The organism is Rhodococcus sp. Q (assembly GCF_005503035.1).
Taxonomy (GTDB): Bacteria; Actinomycetota; Actinomycetes; order Mycobacteriales; family Mycobacteriaceae; genus Rhodococcus_G.
On sequence record NZ_SCOY01000001.1, the window covers coordinates 89,202 to 111,384 of the forward strand.

Here is a 22,183-nt window from a genome sequence, read left to right on the forward strand (position 1 = left end):
CTTGTCTTGCTGGTGGCGCGATCAGTCGGATGCGGGAAGGGCCTTGGCCGCCTTGATCGTCATGACGACTCCGTCGCAGCTCAGCTCGCCGATGCCCGGCACGGTGCACAGGACCTCGACGGTCTGGTCCGCGTTCACGTAGCGCTTCCCGAGCATCGTCACCGCGTCCTTGACGGGACCGCCCGTCGGGCGACTTCCCGTGGCGGCGATCATCGGGCCGCCGCCGCATTCGAGCGTCACCGCGCCGTCGGACGGCGCACGAACCACCACGACGCGGGTCGTGCAGACGGTGGAGGCCAGCTGTTCGCCGGCGCGAAGGGGTGTGGACATGACTCAGGCCTCTCTCTCGGCTGCCCGGTCCGCGAGCAGACCGAGGTCGTACGACTGGCGGGCCATCCAGAAACGCAGGAATCCGGTGAGCGAGTACCGCAGGTACAGCGCAGCACCGACGATCGCGACCGAGACACCGCCGAGGGCGATGATGATGGCGTCACGCTGCACCAGCGGGTCGGAGGTGTTGTGGGACATCAGGTAGGCCACGACCGCGAGGACCGGCCCGAGGACCAGCAGCGCGACGCCGAGGCGCAGCCACAGGGTGGAACGGCCCGCGGACGGGTCCGGGATCTTCAGCTCCGACAGCTCGCGGGTGAACCGGGCTGCGCGGGTTTCGGTGGATGTCATTGCTTTTCAGCTCCCTAGGTAGAGGGCGGCGAGTTCGGTTCGGAAGTCGGCGTCGGGAACGCCCTGGTGCTGAACCCGCCCACGGACGAGAACGGCGGCATGGTCGGCGATGTCGAGAACGGTCTGCGCGAACTGTTCGACGACGAGGACCGCGACCCCCTGCTTGGCGATTTCGGCGACCTGCTCGTACAGCTGGTCGACGATGAGCGGTGCGAGGCCCATGGAGAGCTCGTCGAGCATGAGGACCGCGGGATCCGTTGCGAGTCCGCGACACAGTGCGAGCATCTGCTGTTCGCCACCGGACATCGTCCCCGCGGTCTGCGAGGCGCGTTTCCCGAGAATCGGGAAACGCGTGAACGCGATCTCCTCGATCTCCTCCTTGGGGCGCCCGGTGAACGTCATCATCAGCAGGTTGTCCCGCACCGTCAGGTTCGGGAACACCCCTCGCCCCTCCGGGATCAGGCAGACACCCGCCCGCGCCAGGTCCCGGGTCTCGGCGCCCGTGACGTCCCGGCCGCCGAGCAGCAGTTGCCCCGACGCGACGGGGTGGACGCCCGCCGCGACCTTGAGCGCGGTCGTCTTGCCCGCACCGTTCGGCCCGAGCAGCGCCACGATCTGTCCCGGCTGCACCGCGAGGTCGATGCCGTGCAGGACGGTGATCTCGTCGTAGGCGGCGCGCACCCCGCACAGTTCCAGGATGGCGTTCACGACTGCCCCAGGTAGGCCGCGAGCACGGCCTCGTCGCGGCGGACCTCGGCGGGAGTGCCGACCGAGATGAGCCGTCCGAGATCGAGCACGTGGACGGTGTCGCACACGTTCATGACCAACTCCATGTCGTGTTCGACGAGCAGCACCGCGGTGCCGTCGTCGGCGAGGGCGCGCAGCAGCGCCGCGAATCGTTCGGTCTCCGCGGCGTCCTGCCCTGCCGCGGGTTCGTCGAGCAGCAGCAGAGTCGGCCGCACCGCCATCGCGCGTGCCACCTCGACGAGGCGGGCGGTGCCGGTGGTGAGCGAATCGGCGCAGGTGTCCGCGACGGCATCCAGGCCGAGCCTGCCGATGATTTCGTCGGCCACCCTGGCGGCGTGCCGGCGCTGCGGTCCGAGTTCCGCCGCGACGAGGAGGTTGTCGCGGACGGTGAGCCTGCCGAAGAGTTCGAGCCGTTGGAAGGTGCGGGCCAGTCCATGCCTGGCCCGGCGGGCAGGGCCGGCGCGGGTGACGTCCCGCCCGCCGAGCACCACGCGTCCGGCCACCGGACGGCGCAATCCGGAGACCACGTCGAACAGCGTGCTCTTGCCCGCACCGTTCGGCCCGATCAGACCCGTCACCTTGCCCTGCTCCGCGGTCAGACTGACCCCGTCCAGGGCACGGTGGCCGCCGAACACCACGGCGATGTCGTCAACCTCGAGTAGCGATGGCACGATCCAGCACCTCCTGATCCTCTGGCCGCCACGGCCGTTGCACGCCCCACCATTCGACGGGGATCTCCGGCTCGGTCGGCTCGTCTGCCGTGGTGCGGTGCCGGGCCTGCCCCCACCACATCGCGCCGAGTGCGCCTGCGAGCAGCCCGGCGAAGAACACGTAGCCGTTGACCACGTCCAGGAGCCGCAGGATCCACAGCAACACCGACCATCCGCCGAGCACCGACATCACGAGCCGGTCCCGCAGCGCGGCATCCCAACTCGCCCGCATCATCGAGATGCCGCCGTGCTGGACGGCCTTGGCACCGAACGCGAAGCCCGCGAGTCCTGGAATGACGTGGATGAGGTTCTGCGTCTTCGGCCACAACGCGACGATCGCGTTGAACGGGCCCGCGAGCAGGGTTCCGGTCCACAGGCCGCTGCCGACGGCGCCGAGTCCACCGAGCACCGCGATCAGGAAGATCGACAGTCCCGCGATGAAATTGAACTGATCGGCCGTGACGGACTGCAACTGCATTCCGTACAGCGCACCGCCGAGTCCCGCGATGCCCGCGGAAATCGCGAAGACGATCACCTTGGTCACCAGGAGGCTGCCGCCGAGGGTCGCGAACGCCGCTTCACTGTCCCGCAGGGCGACGAGCCTGCGGCCGAGAAGCCCCCGCCGCAGTGCCGCGACCGCCAACGTCGCGAGCGCGAGGCACACGGCGGCGAACACCGTCGTCTCGGCCGGGGTGTCGATGTGGAACCCGAACAGGCTGGGCCCCGTCAACTCGACCGAACCCTGATCGAACAGCGCGATCTCGGTGTCGCCGATGTGGAAGGACGGCAGGGTGAAGATCCAGCGGTCGAGGATCACGGCGAATGCCGCGGTGCCGAGCGCCAGATAGATGCCCGACAGCCGCAGTGCGGGTAGGGCGATCACCGCCCCGACGAGCGCGGTGATCACGATCGTCGCGAGCAGCGCCCACCACTGTCCCTCCGCCCCGAACCGGGCACACACGATCGCGCCGATGCCCGCCATGCTCAACTGGCACAACGAGATCTGGCCGGCGTACCCGGCGAGGGGAACGAACGACAGGGCGATGACACCGAAGGCGAAGATCTGACCGTAGGTGACGAGGTCGGCTTCGCCGAGCACCGTCGCCAGGACCACACCGAAGGCCACGATCACACCTCCGAACGCGAGGGTTCCCCGCACGCTCGGCAGTGGAACCTGGCTGAGTTGCCTGTCACGTCCTCTCAATTGGCCGTGCGGGAACAGCAACAGCGCCACGAGCAGGAGCAGTGCCGGCGCCGCGAGCCGCAGTCCGGGCAGGAACTCGTTCTGCGGCAGGTAGCCCGTCAGGTAGCTCTCGAGGCAGCCGACGGCGACGGCGCCGACGAACGTCATCGGCAGGCTCCGCAGCCGACCGAAGATGGCAGCGGCGTAGGCACTGACGATCAACAGCGAGAGCTGCGTGGAATCCAGGGCGATCGTCGGCGCGATCAGGATGCCGCCGATCGCCGCCAGTTCGGTGCCGAGGATCCACGCCACCCGGTTGGCGCGGACGGGATCGGCACCCGTCAGCGCCACCAGCCCGCGATCGTCGACGGTGGCCCGCATCTCGGCGCCGGTTCTGCTGCGCAACAGCAACACTCGCAGTCCGAGAGCGACAGCGACGGCGACGATCATCGTCAGCGCCTGATGCCAGGTGATGGTGACATCACCGAACCTGATCGGCGTCTGGTCCGCGAAGAACTTCGGCAGCGAGCGCGCCTTGTTCGGATCCCAGATCCAGCGCGCGAGAGCGATCAGGGCGCTGAGGAGCGCGATGGTCATCACCATGCGTTCCGCCTCGCCGAGCTGCTGCACCGGACGCAACGCGCGTTCGACCAGCAGGGCGAACGCCGGAGCGAGCACCAGCAGCACGGTGGCCAGCGCCAGCGGCACCGGCCACCCCCAACCCACGCTGAGCTGCCAGTACGAGAAGGCCGCCATCATTCCGGCGGCGCCGTGCGCGAAGTTGAACACACCGGTGGTCGTGTAGGTGACCACCAACCCGCTGCCGATGATCGCGTAGATCGCCGCGGCGCTGAGGCCGACGATCCCGAATGCGATGAACTGCTCCATGGTCTGTTACCCGACGTCGCTCATGCTCTTGCCGACATCGGCGAGGGTCAACGGCTTTCCGTAGTCACCGGTGTACTTGTACGGTGCGACGTCGCAGCGGTAGAGACCGTTGTCAGGGCCGAAATCGGCCGCGGTCCAGCCGTCCGGGGTCGCCTCCTCGACGTTGAAGCAGGGCTGCGGCACGGTCGGAGTCGAGATGTCGACGGGTGCCTGGAGTCCGCCGCCCGTCCACTCGGTCTGGGCCTTTGCCTGTTCGAGCAGGCATGCCCGGGTCAGGTCGTCACCACAGGCTCCCGCCGACTTCGCGAAGAGCAGCCAGGCGGAGAAGGCACGAATCGCGGGCAGCGTGATCTCGGAGCCGGGTGCGTACTTGTCGAACAGTTCGACGAGTTCCTTCGTTGCCGGGTTGTCACTCTCCAGGGGCGCGATGCCACCGAGATCGGCATAGTTGTTCTGCGCATCGAGCGAGTTGGCCGCCAGTTCGAGGAACGACGCGTTGTAGGAATTGCTGTTCGCGTCGATCCAGTCGAGCTTGTAGTCCATGGAGGTCAGGACGTCCTCCAGCTTGGCGAGCTGCGCGAACTGGCCGTAGAACACCAGCCCCTTGACGCCCTTCGCCTTGATCGACTGCGCGTACGGCGTCCAGTCCGAGACTCCCGACGCCGGGTACAGGTCGTTGTAGACGAAGGTTCCGCCGCCCGCCGTGATGGACTCGACGGCCTGGTCACCGAGGTTCTTCGTCACCGGCGAGTCACCGTTGATGATGCCGACGGCGGCGGCCGAGGCCGGGTAGGCGTCCTTCATGAGCCAGGTGCGGTAGCCGAAGTAGGGGTCGTAGCCGGGAACCTGGGTGGGCGCAGCGCTCACCTCGAGGTCGGCGCCGACGGATGCCGCCTGCGCGATCTGCGCGGGGAAGCTCGGCAGCAGGCAGTTCAGTCGTTCCTTGACGCCGAGGCCGTCGAGGGCGGCACCGCCGCCGACGAGGGCGAAGTCCTCGCGGCAGCTCTCCAGCATCCGCTGCCGCACCTCCATCAGCTTCGCGTCGCGAATGTTGGCGGTGATGGTCCGGCCGCCGATGCCGCCTGCCTCGTTGCACCAGGAGGTGAACACCTTTGCCGCGTCGGCGAATTCCGATTGTTTGGTGAATCCCATGTCGGTGAACACGCCGACCTGGATCTCGTCGGCAGTCACACCCTGCGCGGTGGCACTCGACGCGTCGCCCGGCCCGCACACGTCGTCGAGGTCACCGAAGGAACCGGATGCGGTCGACGAGGTGCCGCCTCCGCTGCTCTCCTCTGTGCTCGATCCACCTTCTCGCCCGCTACATCCGGCGGCGAGCAACGCCACCGCCGCAAGGGCGATGACTGTCTTCGTTGGTTTCACCTGGTCCTCCTCCACTGGGGCTCGAGGTGTCGAGCCAAGGCTGCATTCGGGATGCCTGCTCTCACTGGTGGAAACTAGCTTCTCATTCAGAGAGAATCAATGGGCGGCATTGCGGGATGCCGTGACCGACCCTCCGGCAACCGGCGCCCACCGGGCCGAACGGGCACCCGGCGACCGGGTGCGTGCCTACAGGCCCGAAAGCTGGCACTTCGCCCGCTCGGACTGCCCGGCGTTGACTATCGGGCGATCCCGTGGAAACCTTGTGATCAGAAATGAGAATGTTATTCTCATCGAGGGAAGGAGGTTACGCATGGGACTGACGCCGCTACCGGCCGACGAATGGGACGACGACACTCGTCGCGCCTTCGCCGGCATGCTCCCCAGGGAGCGACAGAATCCGGAGGGCGCCGGAACCGCACTGTCGACGCTGGTCCGCCATCCCGACCTGACGAAGGCATTCCTCGGCTTCAGCGTTCACCTGCTGTACCGGTCGACGCTGCCCGAGCGACTGCGCGAGGTGACGATCCTGCGCGTCGCGCACCGTCACGAGTGCGAGTACGAATCGCACCACCACACGGAGATCGCCAGGGAAGCCGGTTTCACCGACTCGGAGATCGAGGCGGCACGGCTCGGAAAGTCGGACGAGCGGTCCGAGCAGCTGGTCCTGTCCGCGGTCGACGAGCTCGTCGACACCTCCCGACTGTCGGACCGGACCTGGTCCGTCCTCGGCGAGTTCCTCGACGACAAGCAGCGGATCGACCTCGTCTTCACCGTCGGCGGCTATTCCTCGATGGCCATGGCCTTCAACACATTCGGCATCGAGCCTTAAAGCACACGAAAGGTAGACCCTTGCCCCACTTCGCAAAACCAGCCGCGGGTAGCTGGACAGAGAACTGGCCCGAACTCGGGACCGCGCCCGTCGACTACACCGATTCCGTCGACCCGGAGCACTACAAGCTCGAGCAGCAGGCGATCTTCAAGAAGCTGTGGCTCAACGTCGGGCGTGTCGAGCGGCTCCCGAAGACGGGAAGCTACTTCACGCGCGAGATGCCGTCGGTCGGCACCGGTGTCTCGATCATCATCGTCAAGGACAACGAGGGCACCGTTCGGTCCTACTACAACCTCTGCCGGCACCGCGGAAACAAGTTGGTGTGGAACGACTACCCCAACGAGGAGGTGTCGGGCAGCTGCCGCCAGTTCACCTGCAAGTACCACGCGTGGCGGTACGGCCTCAAGGGTGACCTCACCTTCGTCCAGCAGGAAGACGAGTTCTTCGACCTGGACAAGGCGGCGTACGGCCTCAAGCCGGTGCGATGCGAGGTGTGGGAAGGGTTCATCTTCGTCAACTTCGACGACGACGCCGGCCCGCTGACCGACTACCTCGGCGACTTCGCGAAGGGGCTCGAGGGCTACCCGTACCACGAGATGACCGAGGTCTACAGCTACCGCTCGGAGATCAAGGCCAACTGGAAGCTCTTCATCGACGCATTCACCGAGTTCTACCACGCGCCGATCCTGCACATGAAGCAGGCGACGAAGGAGGAGGCCGACAAGCTGGCGAAGGTCGGCTTCGAGGCACTGAGCTACGACATCAAGGACGACCACGCGATGGTCTCGTCGTGGGGCGGCATGTCCCCGCCGAAGGACCTGAACATGGTCAAGCCGATCGAACGGGTGCTGCACAGTGGCCTCTTCGGTCCGTGGGACCGTCCCGACATCAAGGGCATCCTCCCCGAGGAACTTCCCCCCGCCATCAACCCGTCGCGCCAGAAGACCTGGGGCACCGACTCGTTCGAGTTCTTCCCGAACTTCACCCTGCTGTTCTGGGTTCCCGGCTGGTACCTGACCTACCACTACTGGCCGACGGGCGTCGACAGCCACATCTTCGAGGCCAACCTGTACTTCGTGCCGCCGAAGAACACCCGCGAGCGGCTGTCGCAGGAGCTGGCCGCGGTCACCTTCAAGGAGTACGCGCTGCAGGACGCGAACACCCTCGAGGCGACGCAGACCCAGATCGGCACCCGGACGGTCACCGACTTCCCGCTGTGCGACCAGGAAGTGCTGCTCCGCCACCTGCACAAGACGGCGGGCGACTACGTGAACAAGTACAAGGCGGACCAGGCAGCCAAGCCCAACGGAGCCGAGACCGCCGCCAAGACCAACGGAAAGGTCGCACATGTCTGAGACGACGACTCCGCAGCTCCCCGCGGAGTTCGCCGACCTGGAACGGTTCGGCGACTGGATCCTCCCCACCGAGCCAGAGCGCTACGCCAAGCGGCTCGCCTCCTCGATGGAGGAGATGCAGGACCTCTACGACGTCGGCATGACCCGACTCGAGGACGTCATGGTCTACCTCGACGCCCGCTTCCCGCTGCACGACATGCCCGACGACGCCAAGCGGCTCATGCACCTGATGCAGTCGGTGGTCATGGTGTCGTTCCCGGTCGAGGTGTGGAAGCAGCCGCGCGTCCTCGACAGCGGCGCGGCCTGGGTGGAGATCACCCGAGAGCCGGTGGTCTGACGCGATGCTGACACTCAAGGCGGCCGGACTGCTCGACATCGACTCCGGCGAGATCGTCCGACCCGGAATTCTGAAGATCGACGGAGACCGGATCGTCGGTGTCGGTGGCACCCCCGAGGGCGAGGTGGTGGATCTGGGCGATCAGATCCTCCTCCCCGGCCTGATGGACATGGAGGTCAACCTGCTGATGGGTGGACGCGGCGAGAAGCCGGTCTACTCCACCGTGCAGGACGATCCGCCGCTGCGCATGCTGCGTGCGGTGGGCAACGCCCGCCGCACGCTGCGTGCCGGCTTCACGACGGTCCGAAACCTGGGCCTGTTCGTGAAGACCGGTGGCTACCTTCTCGACGTGGCACTCGGGAAGGCGATCGATGCCGGCTGGGTCGAGGGCCCGCGCATCGTGCCTGCCGGACACGCGATCACTCCGACCGGCGGCCACCTCGACCCGACGATGTTCGCGGCATTCGCTCCCGGCGTGCTCGACCTGACCATCGAGGAAGGCATCGCCAACGGTGTCGACGAGGTCCGCAAGGCCGTTCGCTACCAGATCAAGCACGGCGCGCAGCTGATCAAGGTGTGCGTCTCCGGTGGCGTCATGTCACTCACCGGAGCTCCTGGCGCCCAGCACTATTCGGACGACGAGCTACGGGCCATCGTCGACGAGGCGCACCGGCGTGGACTCAAGGTGGCCTCCCACACACACGGCGCCGAGGCGGTCCGGCACGCCGTCGAGGCCGGAATCGACTGCATCGAGCACGGTTTCCTCATCGACGACGACGCGATCGACCTGATGGTCGCGCGCGGCACCTACCTGGTGCCGACGACGCGGCTCGCCGACGCCATGGACACCTCGCATGCCCCGCCGGAGCTGCAGGCCAAGGCCGCCGAGATGTTCCCCAAGGCCCGCACCTCGGTGCTCGCCGCGTACAAGGCGGGCGTCAAGATCGCCGTCGGCACCGACGCTCCGGCCATCCCTCACGGCAAGAACGCCGACGAACTGGTCGCGCTCGTCGAGCGTGGGATGCCCAACCTCGCGGTGCTCCAGGCCGCCACGATCAACGCCGCCGAGCTCATCGACTCCGCCGATCGTGGCCGGCTCGCCGAGGGCCTGCTCGCCGACGTCATCGCCGTGCCCGGTGATCCGCTGCAGGACATCACCGTTGTCCAGAACGTTCGCTTCGTGATGAAAGGCGGCAAGATCCATGTCAACGACTGACGACCTGGTGGAGATCAACCAGTTGCTGGCCCGCTACGCGGTCAACATGACCAGGGGTGACGTCGCAGGCGTGGTCGAAGTGTTCACACCCGACGGAACCTACAGTGCCTTCGGAGACGCGTTTCCGCTCGACCAGTTCCCGGAGTTGGTCGCCGCCGCCCCGCAGGGCCTCTTCATGACCGGCACCGCGCTGATCGCCCTCGACGGGGACACCGCCACCGGTACCCAGCCCCTGTGCTTCGTCGACAACGCCACGCACGACATGCGGATCGGGTACTACAACGACAACTACGTCCGCACCGCTGACGGCTGGCGGCTGCGGACGCGGGCCATGACGTTCATCCGCCGCAGCGGCGCGCACGACTCCGGCATCCCGCACGCCTTCGAGCGTCCGAGCGTCTGAATGTCCGCGACCGTCAGCGAGTTCCGTTCGAGCCTGCGCGCGTGGCTCGACGAGAACGATCTCACTCCCGGACCCGACCACTCCCTCGACGGACAGGTCGCCCAACTGGCCCGCGTCCGCCGGGCACTGTTCGACGCCGGATGGATGCGACACGGCTGGCCCGCCGAGGTGAGTGGCCTCGGCGGTCCGGCCGTCCTGCGTGCGGTGCTGGGCGAGGAGGTCGCGACCCGCGACCTCGCCGAACCAGGCATCTACTCGATGATCGAGGTGCTGGCGCCGACGATGATCTCGTACGCGCGGCCCGACCTCGCCGCCGAGATGGTGCCGCGACTGTTGAGCGGCGAGGAGCAGTGGTGCCAGGGCTTCTCGGAACCGGGATCGGGCAGTGATCTCGCATCCCTGAGCACCCGTGCCGTCGACCGCGACGACGGCCACTGGGTCGTCACCGGCCAGAAGGTCTGGACGAGCCTCGCCCAGTACGCGTCCCGCTGTGTCCTGCTCACCCGAACGGGTCTGGGCCACCACGGGATCACCGCGTTCTTCGTCGACATGGACACGCCCGGGATCACCGTCAGGCCGCTGCGCACCATGCACGGAGTCGACGAGTTCGCGGAGGTGTACTTCGACGACGTCGTCGTGCCCGCCGATCGGATGCTCGGCAATCCCGGCGACGGCTGGCGCGTGGCGATGGATCTACTCCCCCACGAGCGGTCCAGCTGTTTCTGGCACCGCATCACCTATCTGTTCACCAGGCTGGATCGAATTGCCGCCCAAGCCGGTTCCGACGACGACGCCGATCTGGGCGCCGCCTATCTGGCCCTGCACACCGCGCGCTGCCGATCCCATGCGACCCAGCGCCGCCTCGCGGACGGTGCCCGCCTCGGAGCGGAGACCTCGATCGACAAGGTGCTGCTCGCCACCGCCGAGCAACGACTCTTCGACACCGCACGCGACCTCCTGCCGGGCGCGATCGAACTCGTCGACTCCGAGTGGAGGACCGAATTCCTGTACTCGCGCGCCGCGACGATCTACGGCGGCACCGCCGAGATCCAGCGCAACATCATCGCGCGCCGACTGCTCGACCTGGGGGCAGAGTCATGACCGTCCACGACGTCGAACTCGACCTGCTCGAGGACACACTGCGCAAGACGATGACGCACGCCGGCGATGTCGATGCCGCCCTGTCCGAGCTCGGGTGGGCGGAGATGCTCACCGAGATGCCCGACGTGACGGTGCCGCTGGTGTTTCGGCTCCTGGGCGAGACCGGCTCGCACGCGGCGATTCTCAACGACGTCGTTCTCGCCGACGCGGGACTGCCGCTCGGCGGCGCGGTGCCGCTGCCGTTCGCCGGGGGCACCTGGGTGGTGTGGGAGCGCGGCGCGGAGTCCGGTGCGTCCGTCGACCCCGGCATCTCGGTGCGCCCGGTCGACGGCGGACGTGCCGTCCCTCTCGCCGCAGGACGTCGTGCGCTCGCCTGGTGGCTGGTCGGGACGTCCCGCGCCATGCTGGCGCTGGCTCGCACGCACGCACTGGACCGCACCCAGTTCGGCAAGCCCGTCGCGGGCTTCCAGGCCGTCCGGCACAAGCTGGCCGAGACCCTCGTCGCGATCGAGGGCGCCGAAGCGACCCTCACGTTCTCCGACGGAGACCTCGGGGCACTCCTCGCCAAAGCCGCTGCCGGACAGGCGGCCCTGACCGCGGCCCGGCACTGCCAGCAGGTGCTCGGCGGCATCGGGTTCACCGCCGAACACGACCTGCACCGCCACGTACGACGGGTGCTGGTGCTGGACGGCCTGCTCGGCAGCAGCCGAGAACTGACCCGCGAGGCGGGCTCCCTCATCCGCAGCCAGGGCTCCGCGCCCCGCCTGGCGCAGTTGTAGAACCGAAACGGAGGATTCGCATGCACATCGACGACATGATCCTGGTGAGCATCGACGACCACGTCGTCGAACCGCTCGACATGTTCGAAAAGCACGTTCCGAGCAAGTGGAAGGACTTGGCGCCCAAGGTCATCCTCGACGACAAGGGCGTCGAGCGGTGGATCTACCGCGACCGGCCGACCGGCGTCGCCGGCCTGAACGCCGTCGTGTCCTGGCCGCCGGAGGAGTGGGGGCGCGACCCCGCCAGCTACGCGGAGATGCGGCCCGCCGTCTACGACGTGCACGACCGGATCGACGACATGAACGCCAACGGGATCCTCGCGTCGATGTGCTTCCCGACCTTCACCGGGTTCAGCGCCGGGCACATCAGTCACGCCAAGGACGAGGTCACCGTCGGGATGATCCAGGCGTACAACAACTGGCACGTCGAGGACTGGGCAGGCGCCTACCCGGGCCGCTTCATCCCGATCGCGATCCTGCCGCTGTGGGAGCCCGCACTCGCGGTCGCGGAGATCGAACGCGTCGCGGCCCTCGGCTTCCATTCGGTGACCATGCCGGAACTGCCGCACATCGACGGCCTGCCCAGCTACCACGACATCGAGTACTGGGGCCCGGTCTTCGCGGCGCTCTCCGACCACGACATGGTGATGAACCTGCACATCGGCCAGGGCTTCGGCGCACTGAGGCTGGCGCCGGACTCCCCCATCGACAACCTGATGGTGCTGGCGCCCAGCGTGTCCCAGCTCGCCGTTCAGGACCTCCTGTGGGGGCCGGCGATGCGCGCCTACCCGAAGCTGAAGGTCGCGCTGTCCGAGGGCGGCATCGGCTGGATCCCGTTCTTCATGGACCGTTCCGACCGGCACTACACCAATCAGCGGTGGCTGCGGCGCGACTTCGGCGGCAAGCTGCCCAGCGAGGTGTTCCGCGAGCACGTCATCGCCTGCTACGTCACCGACAAGACGTCCCTCAAGCTGCGGCACGACATCGGCATCGACATCATCGCCTGGGAGTGCGACTACCCGCACTCCGATTCGCTGTGGCCCGACGCCCCCGAGTTCGTCCTGAACGAACTGGACGCCGTCGGCGCGAGCGATTCCGACATCGACAAGATCACGTGGCAGAACGCCTGCCGGTTCCTGCACTGGGACCCGTTCGCGCACATCCCCAGGGAGCAGGCGACGGTCGGGGCGCTGCGCGCCAAGGCGACCGACGTCGACATCTCGACCCGCTCGCGCAAGGAGTACGCGGCGCTGTACGCGCAGCGCGGCATCTGACCACCCGAGAAGCGGAAACTCCTCCCGGCGCGGCTCGCCGGGAGGAGTGGGTCGCTTCGCTCACAACCTGAACAGCCAACATTACCAACACTATTCAGCGCAGCAGCCGCAGCGCCCTCGGACCGGGCGATGTCGGCGATCGCCCGGTCGGTGCCGGATTCAGACGCGGCCGCGGGCGGCGAGAGTGTTGAGCACCGCCGCAGCCTGGTCGGCCCCGTCGACCGTGACGGTGAATCGCGACCCGTCCCCTCGGGTGACCTCCAGCGCGGGGCCCGGCCGGGCGATCAGTCCGACCCCTCGGGGACCGACCCGGTAGCCATAACCGCCGAACCCGTTGATCACCTTGACGGTGACCGTGCGCGCCTCGGCGACCTCGTCGAGAGGGATGTGAACGGGCCTGACCGGGACGACTCCGCGGGCGGACAGCCCGCGCTGATCGACGAGGACACGGACCGGGGCGAGGACCAGCGCCATCACGGCCCCCGAGATCGCGGCGACCACGAGCAGCAGGATCGCCGAGCCCGCCCCGACCGCCATCAGTGCGACCACGACCGCGATCGGGAGCACGCCCAGAAGAACGCCGAACCACCGCGGCATCGCCGCCGATCCCGACCACGCGACCCGCTCCCCGTCCTCGAGCGGGATGCGTGCGGCGTCGACGCCGGGCGCGGCGCTCGCCAGGGTCGGCCCGGGCGCCGGCATGCTCAGGTGGGCGAGCGCCGCCGCACCAACCGCGATCGCCGCGCCTGCGACGATCCACCAGCCAGGCACGGTGACGGACGCGGCGTCGGCGACGCCGCGTTGCGGGATTGCCAGCAGGACCGGGAGCACCGCCAGGAACGAGCCGATGCCGGCGGCGAGGGTGACGCCCATCCTGGCGGTCCTCAGGTCACGCCGGGTGATCAGCACCAGGACCGTCACCAGCACCGCGGCGGTCGCGGGACCGAGGAGCACGGTCGTGCGCGCCGCGGCCTGCGACGCGAAGCCGTCGGCACTGCCCCCGATCGTGAAGTGCACCGCCATCGGATCCGGCAGGTCGGCGGCCCAGGCGGCGAACAGCACCAACGCGATCGCGGCGAGCACCACCGGTACCGCCAGCGCCGCGACCAGCGCACGGACCCACGACACCTGCGGCGCCACGGTCTGTTCGGTCATGTCATCTCCTTCTTGATCAGGGTCACCAGTTCCGCCGCACTCAGTCCGAGGCGACGCGCCTCGGCGACGACGTCGAGGACCGCCTCCTGGAGCCGGCCTCGCCCGCCCGCGTCGGCCGCGACCACCGCACCGCGCCCACGCCGCAGTTCGATCAGCCCCTCGTCACGCAACTGCTGATAACCACGCAGCACCGTGTGCACGTTCAGGTCGAGGGATTCGGCAAGCTCTCGGGCGCCGGGCAGTCGGTCCCCGGAACCGACGCTGCCGTCGGCGATGTCGCGCCGCACGCTCGCCGCGACCTGTTCGAAGAGCGGCGTCGGCGAGGCGGGGTCGATTCGGATGAGCACGAATACATTCTATTGTTCTAGTTCCATTAGAACAACTCGGCGGTGGATGCCCGTTCGAGAACGCTGTGCAGGCGACTGTGGGGCGGTACCGGATCCGGTACCGCCCCACAGTCGTTGGTGGACTTGTCGTCAGCAGCCCGGCGGCAGAGTGCCACCACCCTGAACGGAGAGCAGCGCACAGAAGGTGGCCGCGGCGACCTTCCACGTTCCGTCCTGATTGACGGCCTGGCCACCCTGATCCGGCATCACCGGGGTACCGCCCATGAGCAGCGTGTAGGTGACGTTGGCATTGGTCTCGTCGACTCCCTCGACCGCCGCGACCGTCACCGTCGTGGCGGACGCGCGCGGATCTGCGGCCATTCCCTCGAGTGCAGGCCGGAAGGTGTCACCGTTCTCGACCAGGCCCACCCGCACGTCGACCGGCGAGGTCCCGTTGAAGAAGGTGACGTAGGCGTCGGTGATCTCCTGCTTGCCCGCCGCATCCAACTCGGCGGCGGCGGTCGTGGTCGCGGCCGCCGAGGTCGTGGTCTCCGACGATGCGCTGTCGTCGGAGTCGTCGCTACTGCAGCCGGTGACGCTCGCGGCGAGGATCGCCACGAAGCTACAGGCAGCCAGTGCCTTCGATACTCGCATGACCAATCTCCTTGTCCGGTGGTGGAACTTCTCCCCCACCCTGGTGTGGTGGAACTGCATGAGGCTCGTGAGAGCCCCGATTCACCGGCACCCTGACAGCGGATCGGGATGATCGCTGCCAGGGTGCCGCCGTCGACGTCCTCGTGTCCTAGCGGATCTTGGCCTTCATCTCTTCGAGGTTCACGAGGATCGGGTAGCCACTGACGCTGAGCGCGTTCCCGTGGCCGGTCTGATGGACGTCGAACACGGACTGGATCGCCGCGTAGAAGCCCTGCACGTCGAGGGTCTGGTTCACGGCGCGCTTGGCCTGTCGGAGGCCGAACGGCGGCATCGTCGCGATGTGTTCCGCCAACGCACGCGTCTCGGCGTCGAGCTGGTCGCGCGGAACGACCCGGTTCACCATGCCGACCTTCTCAGCCTCCTCGGCCGTGACCGGCCGCGCGGTGAAGAGGATCTCCTTGGCCTTGCGGGCGCCGAGTTCCCAGGTGTGACCATGGTATTCGACGCCGCCGATGCCCATGAGCACGACGGGATCGGAGAAGGAGGCGTCGTCGGAGGCGACGATGAGGTCGCACGGCCAGACCAGGAGCAGTCCGCCCGCGATGCACTTGCCCTGCACTGCCGCGATCGACGGCTTGGGGACGTTGCGCCAGCGCAGCGAGTACTCCAGGTAGCGGCGGGATTCCGCGGCGATGATCCACTCGAGGGTGATGTCGTCGGGCTTCGGCCACTTGTCGTCGTTGAGGTCGTGCCCCGACGAGAAGTGCTTGCCCTCGGCGCGCAGGACGATGACCGCGACCTCGGGGTCCTCGGCGGCCCGCGTCCATGCGGCGTCGAGTTCGTCTAGGAGATCGCTGTTCTGGGCGTTCGCCGTCTCGGGCCGGTTCAGGGTGATCGTCGCGACCTTGTCGACGACGTCGTAGAGGATGTACAACGCTCTGCTCCTCAGCTTCGGGGTAGGCCGAGCACCCGCTCGGCGACGATGGTGCGTTGGATCTCGGACGTGCCGCCGGCGATGGTTCCCGCGAAGCTCCGCACGTAGCGCTCGAACCAGCTGGACGAGAAGTTGTCGAGGTTCCACGGCGTGTACGGGGCGGTGGTGTTCGGGTGCATCAGCCCGCCGGATCCGGCGGAGTCGAGTGCGTGTTCGGCCGCGTTCTGCACGGCCTCGGATCCGAGCAGCTTGAGCACCGAGAGCGAGGCGACGTCCTGGTCGCCGCGCGCCTCACGGGCCAGCGCCTGGGATCCGAGCAGACGCAGCGCCTGCGCATCCATCACCAGCGTGGCGTAGTGGTCCCGGTCCAGCTCGGTGACCGGCCGGAAGTCCTCGAGAAGATCCTGGAGGCGGTCGGAGAAGCTGAGCCACAACAGGGTTCGCTCGTGACCGAGAGACCCGGTCGCGACCCGCCAGCCCTTGTTCAGCTCACCGATCAGGTTCTCCGCGGGCACCCTGACGTCGGTGAAGAAGACCTCGTTGAAGTCGAGGTCGTCCTCGGCGCAGACGGACGCGAACGGCCGCCGGGTGACGCCCGGCGTGTCGGTGGGGATCAGCAGCACACTGATGCCCTGGTGCTTCGGCGCGTCGGGGTCGGTGCGGACGAAGGTGAGAAGCACGTCGGCGTCGTGCGCGCCGGAAGTCCACACCTTCTGTCCGTTCACCACGAAGTGGTCGCCGTCGAGGACGGCTCGCGTCCGCAGGCCCGCGAGGTCGGAGCCGGCGCCCGGCTCGCTCATGCCGAGGGCCGCGGTGATCTCTGCGCGGAGAATCCGCGTCGCCCAGTTCTCCTTCTGGTCCTCGGTACCGAAGGACAGCAGCGACGCCGCGATGATCCCCAGCCCCTGGGGATTGAAGCTGTGGTAGATCCGGCGCTTCGCCAGTTCCTCCAGGTGCACGTACTGCTGGAGGATGGACGCGTTCCGGCCACCGAACTCCGGCGGATTGCCCGGCAGCAGCCATCCGTTGTCGAACTGGAGCCTTTGCCAGCGGCGGGCCCACTCGGGAACGTGCGCGCTGGACCGGGGGCGTTCGCCCGCTTCGGCTTCCGTGGGCAGGTTCGCGTCGAGGAAGGCCACGAACTCGGCCCGGAACTCCTCGACATCCGTGTCGAAGGTCAGTTTCACGCGTACTCCTTGGCGATCTGCGATCGGTACCCGTCGGCGATCCGCGCTCGGTGCTCCGCCGCCCCGCCGAGCATCAACTCACCGGCCTTGGCGCGCTTGAGCGCGAACTGGAGGTCGTTCTCCCAGGTGAATCCCATGGCGCCGAACAGCTGGATGCCGTTCCGGAACACCAGCGACTGACATTCGCCCGCAGCGGCTTTGGCCATCGATGCCGCGAGGCTCCGGCGTGGGTCGTCGGCGGAGATCGTCAAGGCCGCGTAGTAGGCGAGGGCGCGGGCGCGTTCGATCGCCACGTGCATGTCGGTCGCCTTGTGGTGGACGGCCTGGAACGAACCGATCAGCGCGCCGAACTGCTGGCGCTGCCGGACGTGCTCGAGTACGAGGTCCAGAATCCGTTGGCAGGCACCGACAGTCGTCGTCGCCATCCCCATGAGCGCGAACTCACGTGCCCGCACGGGATCGACGTCGACGCGCTCGGCGTCGGTGACGCGGACACCGGAGAACCGCACGTCGGCGAGGTGCAGTGTGGGGTCGAACACCGGGGTGCGGGTGGCGGTCACCTGGTCCCCGGGGACGACGAACACGCCCGCGCCCGTGACGACCGCCAACCGGTCGGCGCGGTCTCCGTCGAGTACGTGGAGGGCCGCACCGTCGAGCACCCACTCGGTGCCATCCCGGTACACGGCGACTCCCTCGTACACCGCGGCGCCCGTGCGCGTCGCGTCGACGGATGCACCCGCGAGCGGGGCGAACTGCGTCGTCGTCGCGAGGTAGGGGGTCGGGTCGGTCGACCGGCCGAGTTCCTCGAGGACGATCGCGAGTTCGACCGCCGACTCGGGTTCGGTCAACTCGGTCCATCCGAGATCGACGTACCGACGCCACAGCGGACCGGGATCCGTTCCGTTGTCCACGATGTTGCGAATCAGCGTGGGCGAACACTCCTTGGCCGTGACGTCACGGACCGTGTCCTGCCAGAGCCGCTGATCGGAATCGAACTCGAAGAGCATTCCGACGTGCCTCCTTGAACCAGAGCTGCGGTGCACAGCGTGCGAGTGAGAATATCATTCTCACTTCAGGATAGTAAGAGTCTCTTGTGGGTTCGTGACACGGGGCCTAGCAGCGCAAATCGGCCTTGCACTCCGGTACAGTGCTCCCATGTTCGACACCACCGAGACAGCGCAGATCCGACCGTGACCGGCGCGAACGAAGAGCCGGCCTGGAAGCAGCGCGCGGTCGAGCGGTCCATCAAGACCGCGAAGCTGCGGGCCGAGCAGCGCGTCCAGCGCTTCCTCGACGCTGCCCAGTCGATCATCACGGAGAAGGGCAGCACCGACTTCACGGTGCAGGAGGTCGTCGACCGCTCGAAACAGTCGCTGCGCAGCTTCTACCTGCAGTTCGACGGCAAGCACGAGTTGCTGCTCGCGCTTTTCGAGGACGCCCTGAGTCGTTCCGCCGACCAGATCCGTGCGGCGGCGGCGGGTCAGACCGACCCCATCGAGCAACTCCGCGTCTCGGTCGAGCTGCTGTTCGAGTTCTGCCGGCCGGACCCCACCGCACAGCGCCCGCTGTTCACCGACTTCGCGCCCCAGCTGCTGGTGTCGCATCCCGCCGAGGTCAAGGTGGCGCACTCGTCGCTGCTCGCCCTGTTCACCGAGCTCACGGAGAAGGCGGACGCCGCAGGTGAACTGCGCGACGGCGTCAACGCACGACGAATTGCCGCGATGACCATGCAGACCGTCATGTTCATCGCCCAGTCCAGTGGCGCCACGGACGACGCGACGAACAAGCCGATCACCGCGGAGGAAGTGTGGACCTTCTGCTCACGCGGGTTCGCCAAAGCCTGACGAGAAGGCCATTCTCATATTGGTAGAGTAGTGATTACACTCGGATCATGTCCGAGTTGTGGAACGACCTTCTCTCCTGCCTCGAACTCCGCCTCGTCGCCGACCCTGCGGTCGGCGGCGAGGTGTTCGAAGGCGACAACCAGCATCTCGAGTACCACCGCCTGTTCGGTGGGCAACTGCTCGGTCAGATCGCCCGGGCGTCCGCACTCGCGTGCCCGGGCAAGGACCTCAAGTCGATGCACGTCCTGTTCCCCCGGGAGGGCCGCGCCGACGAACCCGTCCGCTACGAGGTGACGCGCCACCACGAGGGCCGATCCTTCGCGTCCCTGACAGTGACGGCCAGACAGTCCTCCGGACCCATCGCCACCGCCGTGGTCTCGCTGCACACCCCCGAGGACGGCGCGACCCGCCAGTCCCTTCCAGGACCGGATCCGCTCCTGGACGAGAGCCACCGCACCCACTTCGACCTCATTCCCTGGGAAACCCGGTCGACCACAGACCTCGACACCACCGGGACCGCGGCGCCGGAACTCGACCTGTGGATGCGGACACCCGACGTGGACCCGGCGCTCGCGCCCGCATTGCTCGCGTACGCGACCGACCTCAATCTCATCGGCACCGCGCTACTACCCGTCGACGGGCTGTGCCAGCGCGGCAACGGCACCGAGTTCACCTCGGCAGTCACATCCCACAACCTGTGGTTCCACCAGCCCTTCCGTACCGACGACTGGTTGCTGCTGCGCCAGCACAGCCCGCTCACCGCGCAGGGCCGCTGCTTCGGCCGCGGCGACGTGCTCACCGCGAGCGGCGACCTCGTCGCCTCGTTCGCACAGGAGGCCCTGCTCCGCCTCCCGTGACCTCCCGTCCGAAGGGGATCGAGTTCCATTGTCCGAGAACAGTTCTTCAAACACCTCCACGGGCACACTCCGGGTCGCGCAGTGGGCGACCGGCAACATCGGGACCCGCGCCCTGCGCGCGGTGATCGAACACCCGGACCTCACCCTCGGCGCCCTCTACGTCCATGGTGACGCGAAGGCGGGCACCGACGCGGGCGACCTGTGTGGGCTCCCCGCGACCGGCGTCACCGCGACGCGAAGCATCGAGAAGATCGTGGACGCGGGTGTCGACTGCGTCCTCTACATGCCGCGGGCCTGCGACATCGACGACGTGTGCCGGCTTCTCGCATCCGGAATCAACATCGTCACCACCCGCGGCGAGTTCCACCATCCGGCGAGCATGGATCCCGACGTCCGTGCTCGCGTCGAGACGGCCTGCACGACCGGCGGCGCCTCCATCCACAGCACGGGGAGCAGTCCCGGATTCATCACCGAGGCGCTTCCGTTGGTGCTGACGTCGATTCAGCGCCGACTGGATCACCTCGCGATCGACGAGTACGCCGACCTGTCGCAACGAGATTCACCGGGTCTGCTGTTCGACGTGATGGGTTTCGGGAGCGACCCCGAGAAGGTCGCGCAGCACCGGATCGACCACCTGCGAGAGAGCTTCGGCCCGTCGCTGCGGCTCGTCGCCGACGGACTCGGTCTGCCGCTCGACGACGTCGTCGCGTCCGGCGATCTGGCCGTCGCCCGCCGCGCCATCACCGTCGCCGCCGGCGTCATCGACGAGGGAACGGTTGCTGCGCAACGGGTCACGGTGTCGGGGCTGCGAGAGGGCCGGGAGCTGCTGCGCTTCCGTGCCACCTGGTACTGCACCACCGAGGTCGACTGGGACGTCCGAGACACCGGCTGGCATGTCACCGTCGACGGCGACGCACCCCTCGACATCGACATCCGCTTCCCCGTGCCACTGGAACGGATGGCGTCCGTGTCGCCCGGCTACACCGCGAACCGAGCCGTCAACGCGGTCGCATCGGTGTGCGCGGCGGAGCCCGGCATCCGGACCACCGTGGACCTGCCGCAGGTGCTCGCCGCACTCTGAACGCGACCGCGCGTCACGCTTCGAAGAACGCGACCTGGTACAGGCACGGGTTCCGTCCTGGTACAGAAGATTTGGCTGGGTTCCGCAGGCGAGCGAAGGTCATCAGCGGAAGAACCCGACAAAGTAGTCGCAGGATTCGTCCACGATCACCGACTCCTCGGCGTACTTGGCCACCTCGGGAACGAGCGAGTTCGGAACCGGGTACCCGAACACCTCGAAATCCGGATCGATGTCGAGCATGCGCTTCAGATCGTCGAGATCGATGTCCAAACGGTGCTCACGGACCAGATAGCCGGATTCCTTGTCGAAGGCTTCCAGATAGTGGACGTAGTCCATGTCGTTCCCCCCTCCCACCACCCTGGACGCCCGTCGGCGGGTCACGTCCTGTGCACAGGATAGGGGTGTCCGCGACGTCAGGTGAGGCGCGCGGGCCTGCCGAGCAGGTCGGCCGCGGCCGTGTAGACGTCGATATCTCCTGCAGCGACGAGCTCTGAGAGGCCGGCGAGGTCGGCGTCAGCGCGCAGCCGGGACATGGCCAGGGAGAGAATCTGCGCCTGCGCCTTGGCGATTCGACGTTCCCGTGTGTCGGTCTGCTGATGCGCGTCGATGGCCGCGACGACGTCGCCGAGGCCGTCGCCTCGGGACGCGACGAGCTTCAGGATCGGCACCCGTACCTCGGCACGCAGGTCGCGGACGGTCTGGTCGGCGCCGTCCCGGTCGGCCTTGTTCACGACGACCAGGTCCGCGACCTCGAGCAGGCCCGCCTTCGCGGCCTGAACCGCGTCGCCCGCACCGGGATTGAGGACCACGACCGTCGGCTCGGCCACCGCTGCGATCTCGATCTCCGACTGCCCGACGCCGACGGTCTCCACGAGGATCACGTCGTACCCCAGTGCGGCGAGGAGCCGAATGGCGGCGGGCACCGCGGCGGCGAGACCACCGAGGTGACCGCGGGTGGCGACAGAGCGGATCAGCACGTCCGGATCGTCGATGTGCTGCGCCATCCGAATCCGGTCGCCGAGCAGCGCACCACCGCTGTACGGGGAGGACGGATCGACGGCCAGCACAGCGACGCGCAATCCCTGCTCGCGGTACGCGCCGACGAGTGCCGCGACGGTCGTCGACTTCCCCGCGCCGGGTGGTCCGGTCAGTCCGACGACCCGGGCAGTCGCATGGTCGAGCATCCCGAGCACCTCGTCGCGTCGGGGACTCTCGACCAGGCTGAGCAACCGACCCGCCGCACGCATCGAGCCGCTGCG

General features: G+C 67.9%; 25 protein-coding genes. 11 read left to right on the forward strand and 14 right to left on the reverse strand.

Translation table 11 applies throughout. The annotated features are described in order from the left end of the window. Positions 1-21: 21 nt before the first annotated feature. Genes FFS72_RS00480 through FFS72_RS00505 form a run of 6 tightly spaced genes read right to left on the reverse strand, consistent with a single transcriptional unit; the run spans position 22 to position 5,592 of the window. On the reverse strand, positions 22-330 hold the full coding sequence (locus FFS72_RS00480) for a hypothetical protein (RefSeq protein ID WP_137872091.1): 309 nt from the start codon (positions 328-330) through the stop codon (positions 22-24). Between the two features lie 3 nt (positions 331-333). Further along, positions 334-681 carry a hypothetical protein gene (locus tag FFS72_RS00485; RefSeq protein WP_137872092.1) on the reverse strand — a complete coding sequence of 116 codons (348 nt, stop codon included), beginning with the start codon at positions 679-681 and terminating at the stop codon, positions 334-336. Positions 682-687: 6 nt separating this feature from the next. Beyond that, positions 688-1,389 (reverse strand): ABC transporter ATP-binding protein, encoded by a 702-nt coding sequence (locus tag FFS72_RS00490; protein WP_137872093.1) that lies wholly within the window; start codon positions 1,387-1,389, stop codon positions 688-690. Next, the gene (locus FFS72_RS00495; RefSeq protein WP_137872094.1) at positions 1,386-2,099 is read right to left on the reverse strand and encodes an ABC transporter ATP-binding protein; all 714 of its coding nucleotides are present in this window, start codon (positions 2,097-2,099) and stop codon (positions 1,386-1,388) included. Before FFS72_RS00495 ends, FFS72_RS00490 begins: the two co-directional genes overlap by 4 nt. Further along, complete coding sequence (locus FFS72_RS00500; RefSeq protein ID WP_137872095.1) at positions 2,077-4,209, reverse strand: branched-chain amino acid ABC transporter permease; 2,133 nt, start codon at positions 4,207-4,209, stop codon at positions 2,077-2,079. The genes FFS72_RS00495 and FFS72_RS00500 overlap by 23 nt, the downstream gene beginning before the upstream one ends. A 6-nt stretch (positions 4,210-4,215) precedes the next feature. Continuing rightward, positions 4,216-5,592 (reverse strand): ABC transporter substrate-binding protein, encoded by a 1,377-nt coding sequence (locus FFS72_RS00505; RefSeq protein ID WP_249353062.1) that lies wholly within the window; start codon positions 5,590-5,592, stop codon positions 4,216-4,218. A 310-nt stretch (positions 5,593-5,902) separates the two neighbouring features. Between FFS72_RS00505 and FFS72_RS00510 the strand changes: the two genes are divergently transcribed. From FFS72_RS00510 to FFS72_RS00545, 8 genes are read left to right on the forward strand one after another with little or no spacing between them, the layout of a single operon-like run. Further along, positions 5,903-6,421 carry a carboxymuconolactone decarboxylase family protein gene (locus FFS72_RS00510; RefSeq protein WP_137872097.1) on the forward strand — a complete coding sequence of 173 codons (519 nt, stop codon included), beginning with the start codon at positions 5,903-5,905 and terminating at the stop codon, positions 6,419-6,421. 20 nt (positions 6,422-6,441) lie between these two features. Then, on the forward strand, positions 6,442-7,776 hold the full coding sequence (locus FFS72_RS00515) for an aromatic ring-hydroxylating oxygenase subunit alpha (RefSeq protein ID WP_137872098.1): 1,335 nt from the start codon (positions 6,442-6,444) through the stop codon (positions 7,774-7,776). Continuing rightward, positions 7,769-8,113, forward strand: a complete 345-nt coding sequence (locus tag FFS72_RS00520) for a hypothetical protein (protein ID WP_137872099.1) — start codon at positions 7,769-7,771, stop codon at positions 8,111-8,113. The genes FFS72_RS00515 and FFS72_RS00520 overlap by 8 nt, the downstream gene beginning before the upstream one ends. 4 nt (positions 8,114-8,117) lie before the next feature. Then, positions 8,118-9,329, forward strand: a complete 1,212-nt coding sequence (locus tag FFS72_RS00525; protein ID WP_137872100.1) for a metal-dependent hydrolase family protein — start codon at positions 8,118-8,120, stop codon at positions 9,327-9,329. Then, positions 9,316-9,732: a nuclear transport factor 2 family protein gene (locus tag FFS72_RS00530; RefSeq protein ID WP_137872101.1), complete on the forward strand. Its 417-nt coding sequence runs from the start codon at positions 9,316-9,318 to the stop codon at positions 9,730-9,732. The genes FFS72_RS00525 and FFS72_RS00530 overlap by 14 nt, the downstream gene beginning before the upstream one ends. Then, on the forward strand, positions 9,733-10,833 hold the full coding sequence (locus FFS72_RS00535; RefSeq protein WP_137872102.1) for an acyl-CoA dehydrogenase family protein: 1,101 nt from the start codon (positions 9,733-9,735) through the stop codon (positions 10,831-10,833). Further along, complete coding sequence (locus FFS72_RS00540; RefSeq protein ID WP_137872103.1) at positions 10,830-11,612, forward strand: acyl-CoA dehydrogenase family protein; 783 nt, start codon at positions 10,830-10,832, stop codon at positions 11,610-11,612. The genes FFS72_RS00535 and FFS72_RS00540 overlap by 4 nt, the downstream gene beginning before the upstream one ends. A 20-nt stretch (positions 11,613-11,632) precedes the next feature. After that, the gene (locus FFS72_RS00545) at positions 11,633-12,886 is read left to right on the forward strand and encodes an amidohydrolase family protein (RefSeq protein ID WP_137872104.1); all 1,254 of its coding nucleotides are present in this window, start codon (positions 11,633-11,635) and stop codon (positions 12,884-12,886) included. 159 nt (positions 12,887-13,045) lie between these two features. On the opposite strand, the gene FFS72_RS00550 is transcribed toward FFS72_RS00545, so the two are convergent. From FFS72_RS00550 to FFS72_RS00575, 6 genes are all read right to left on the reverse strand, one after another. Next, a complete protein-coding gene (locus FFS72_RS00550) occupies positions 13,046-14,041 on the reverse strand; it encodes a DUF1648 domain-containing protein (protein ID WP_137872105.1) in 996 nt (331 codons plus the stop codon). Further along, the gene (locus FFS72_RS00555) at positions 14,038-14,388 is read right to left on the reverse strand and encodes a GntR family transcriptional regulator (protein WP_137872106.1); all 351 of its coding nucleotides are present in this window, start codon (positions 14,386-14,388) and stop codon (positions 14,038-14,040) included. The genes FFS72_RS00550 and FFS72_RS00555 overlap by 4 nt, the downstream gene beginning before the upstream one ends. Positions 14,389-14,517: 129 nt before the next feature. Beyond that, positions 14,518-15,021, reverse strand: coding sequence for an MTB12 C-terminal domain-containing protein (locus tag FFS72_RS00560; RefSeq protein WP_137872107.1), 504 nt, complete (start codon positions 15,019-15,021; stop codon positions 14,518-14,520). 148 nt (positions 15,022-15,169) lie between these two features. Beyond that, complete coding sequence (locus tag FFS72_RS00565; RefSeq protein WP_137872108.1) at positions 15,170-15,955, reverse strand: enoyl-CoA hydratase; 786 nt, start codon at positions 15,953-15,955, stop codon at positions 15,170-15,172. An 11-nt stretch (positions 15,956-15,966) separates the two neighbouring features. Further along, the gene (locus FFS72_RS00570) at positions 15,967-17,142 is read right to left on the reverse strand and encodes an acyl-CoA dehydrogenase family protein (protein ID WP_137872109.1); all 1,176 of its coding nucleotides are present in this window, start codon (positions 17,140-17,142) and stop codon (positions 15,967-15,969) included. Next, positions 17,139-18,149 (reverse strand): acyl-CoA dehydrogenase family protein, encoded by a 1,011-nt coding sequence (locus tag FFS72_RS00575; protein WP_137872110.1) that lies wholly within the window; start codon positions 18,147-18,149, stop codon positions 17,139-17,141. The genes FFS72_RS00570 and FFS72_RS00575 overlap by 4 nt, the downstream gene beginning before the upstream one ends. A 183-nt stretch (positions 18,150-18,332) precedes the next feature. On the opposite strand from FFS72_RS00575, the gene FFS72_RS00580 reads away from it, so the two are divergent. Genes FFS72_RS00580 through FFS72_RS00590 form a run of 3 tightly spaced genes read left to right on the forward strand, consistent with a single transcriptional unit; the run spans position 18,333 to position 20,924 of the window. Next, complete coding sequence (locus FFS72_RS00580) at positions 18,333-18,986, forward strand: TetR/AcrR family transcriptional regulator (RefSeq protein ID WP_137872111.1); 654 nt, start codon at positions 18,333-18,335, stop codon at positions 18,984-18,986. 47 nt (positions 18,987-19,033) lie between these two features. Further along, positions 19,034-19,843 (forward strand): acyl-CoA thioesterase, encoded by an 810-nt coding sequence (locus FFS72_RS00585; RefSeq protein ID WP_137872112.1) that lies wholly within the window; start codon positions 19,034-19,036, stop codon positions 19,841-19,843. Positions 19,844-19,871: 28 nt separating this feature from the next. Then, on the forward strand, positions 19,872-20,924 hold the full coding sequence (locus FFS72_RS00590; protein WP_137872113.1) for an NAD(P)H-dependent amine dehydrogenase family protein: 1,053 nt from the start codon (positions 19,872-19,874) through the stop codon (positions 20,922-20,924). Between the two features lie 102 nt (positions 20,925-21,026). On the opposite strand, the gene FFS72_RS00595 is transcribed toward FFS72_RS00590, so the two are convergent. Together FFS72_RS00595 and meaB are read right to left on the reverse strand one after the other, a co-directional pair. Beyond that, positions 21,027-21,260: a DUF7683 domain-containing protein gene (locus FFS72_RS00595; protein WP_137872114.1), complete on the reverse strand. Its 234-nt coding sequence runs from the start codon at positions 21,258-21,260 to the stop codon at positions 21,027-21,029. A gap of 77 nt (positions 21,261-21,337) precedes the next feature. Further along, positions 21,338-22,171 (reverse strand): methylmalonyl Co-A mutase-associated GTPase MeaB, encoded by an 834-nt coding sequence (gene meaB, locus FFS72_RS00600; RefSeq protein ID WP_137872425.1) that lies wholly within the window; start codon positions 22,169-22,171, stop codon positions 21,338-21,340. Between the last annotated feature and the right edge of the window lie 12 nt (positions 22,172-22,183).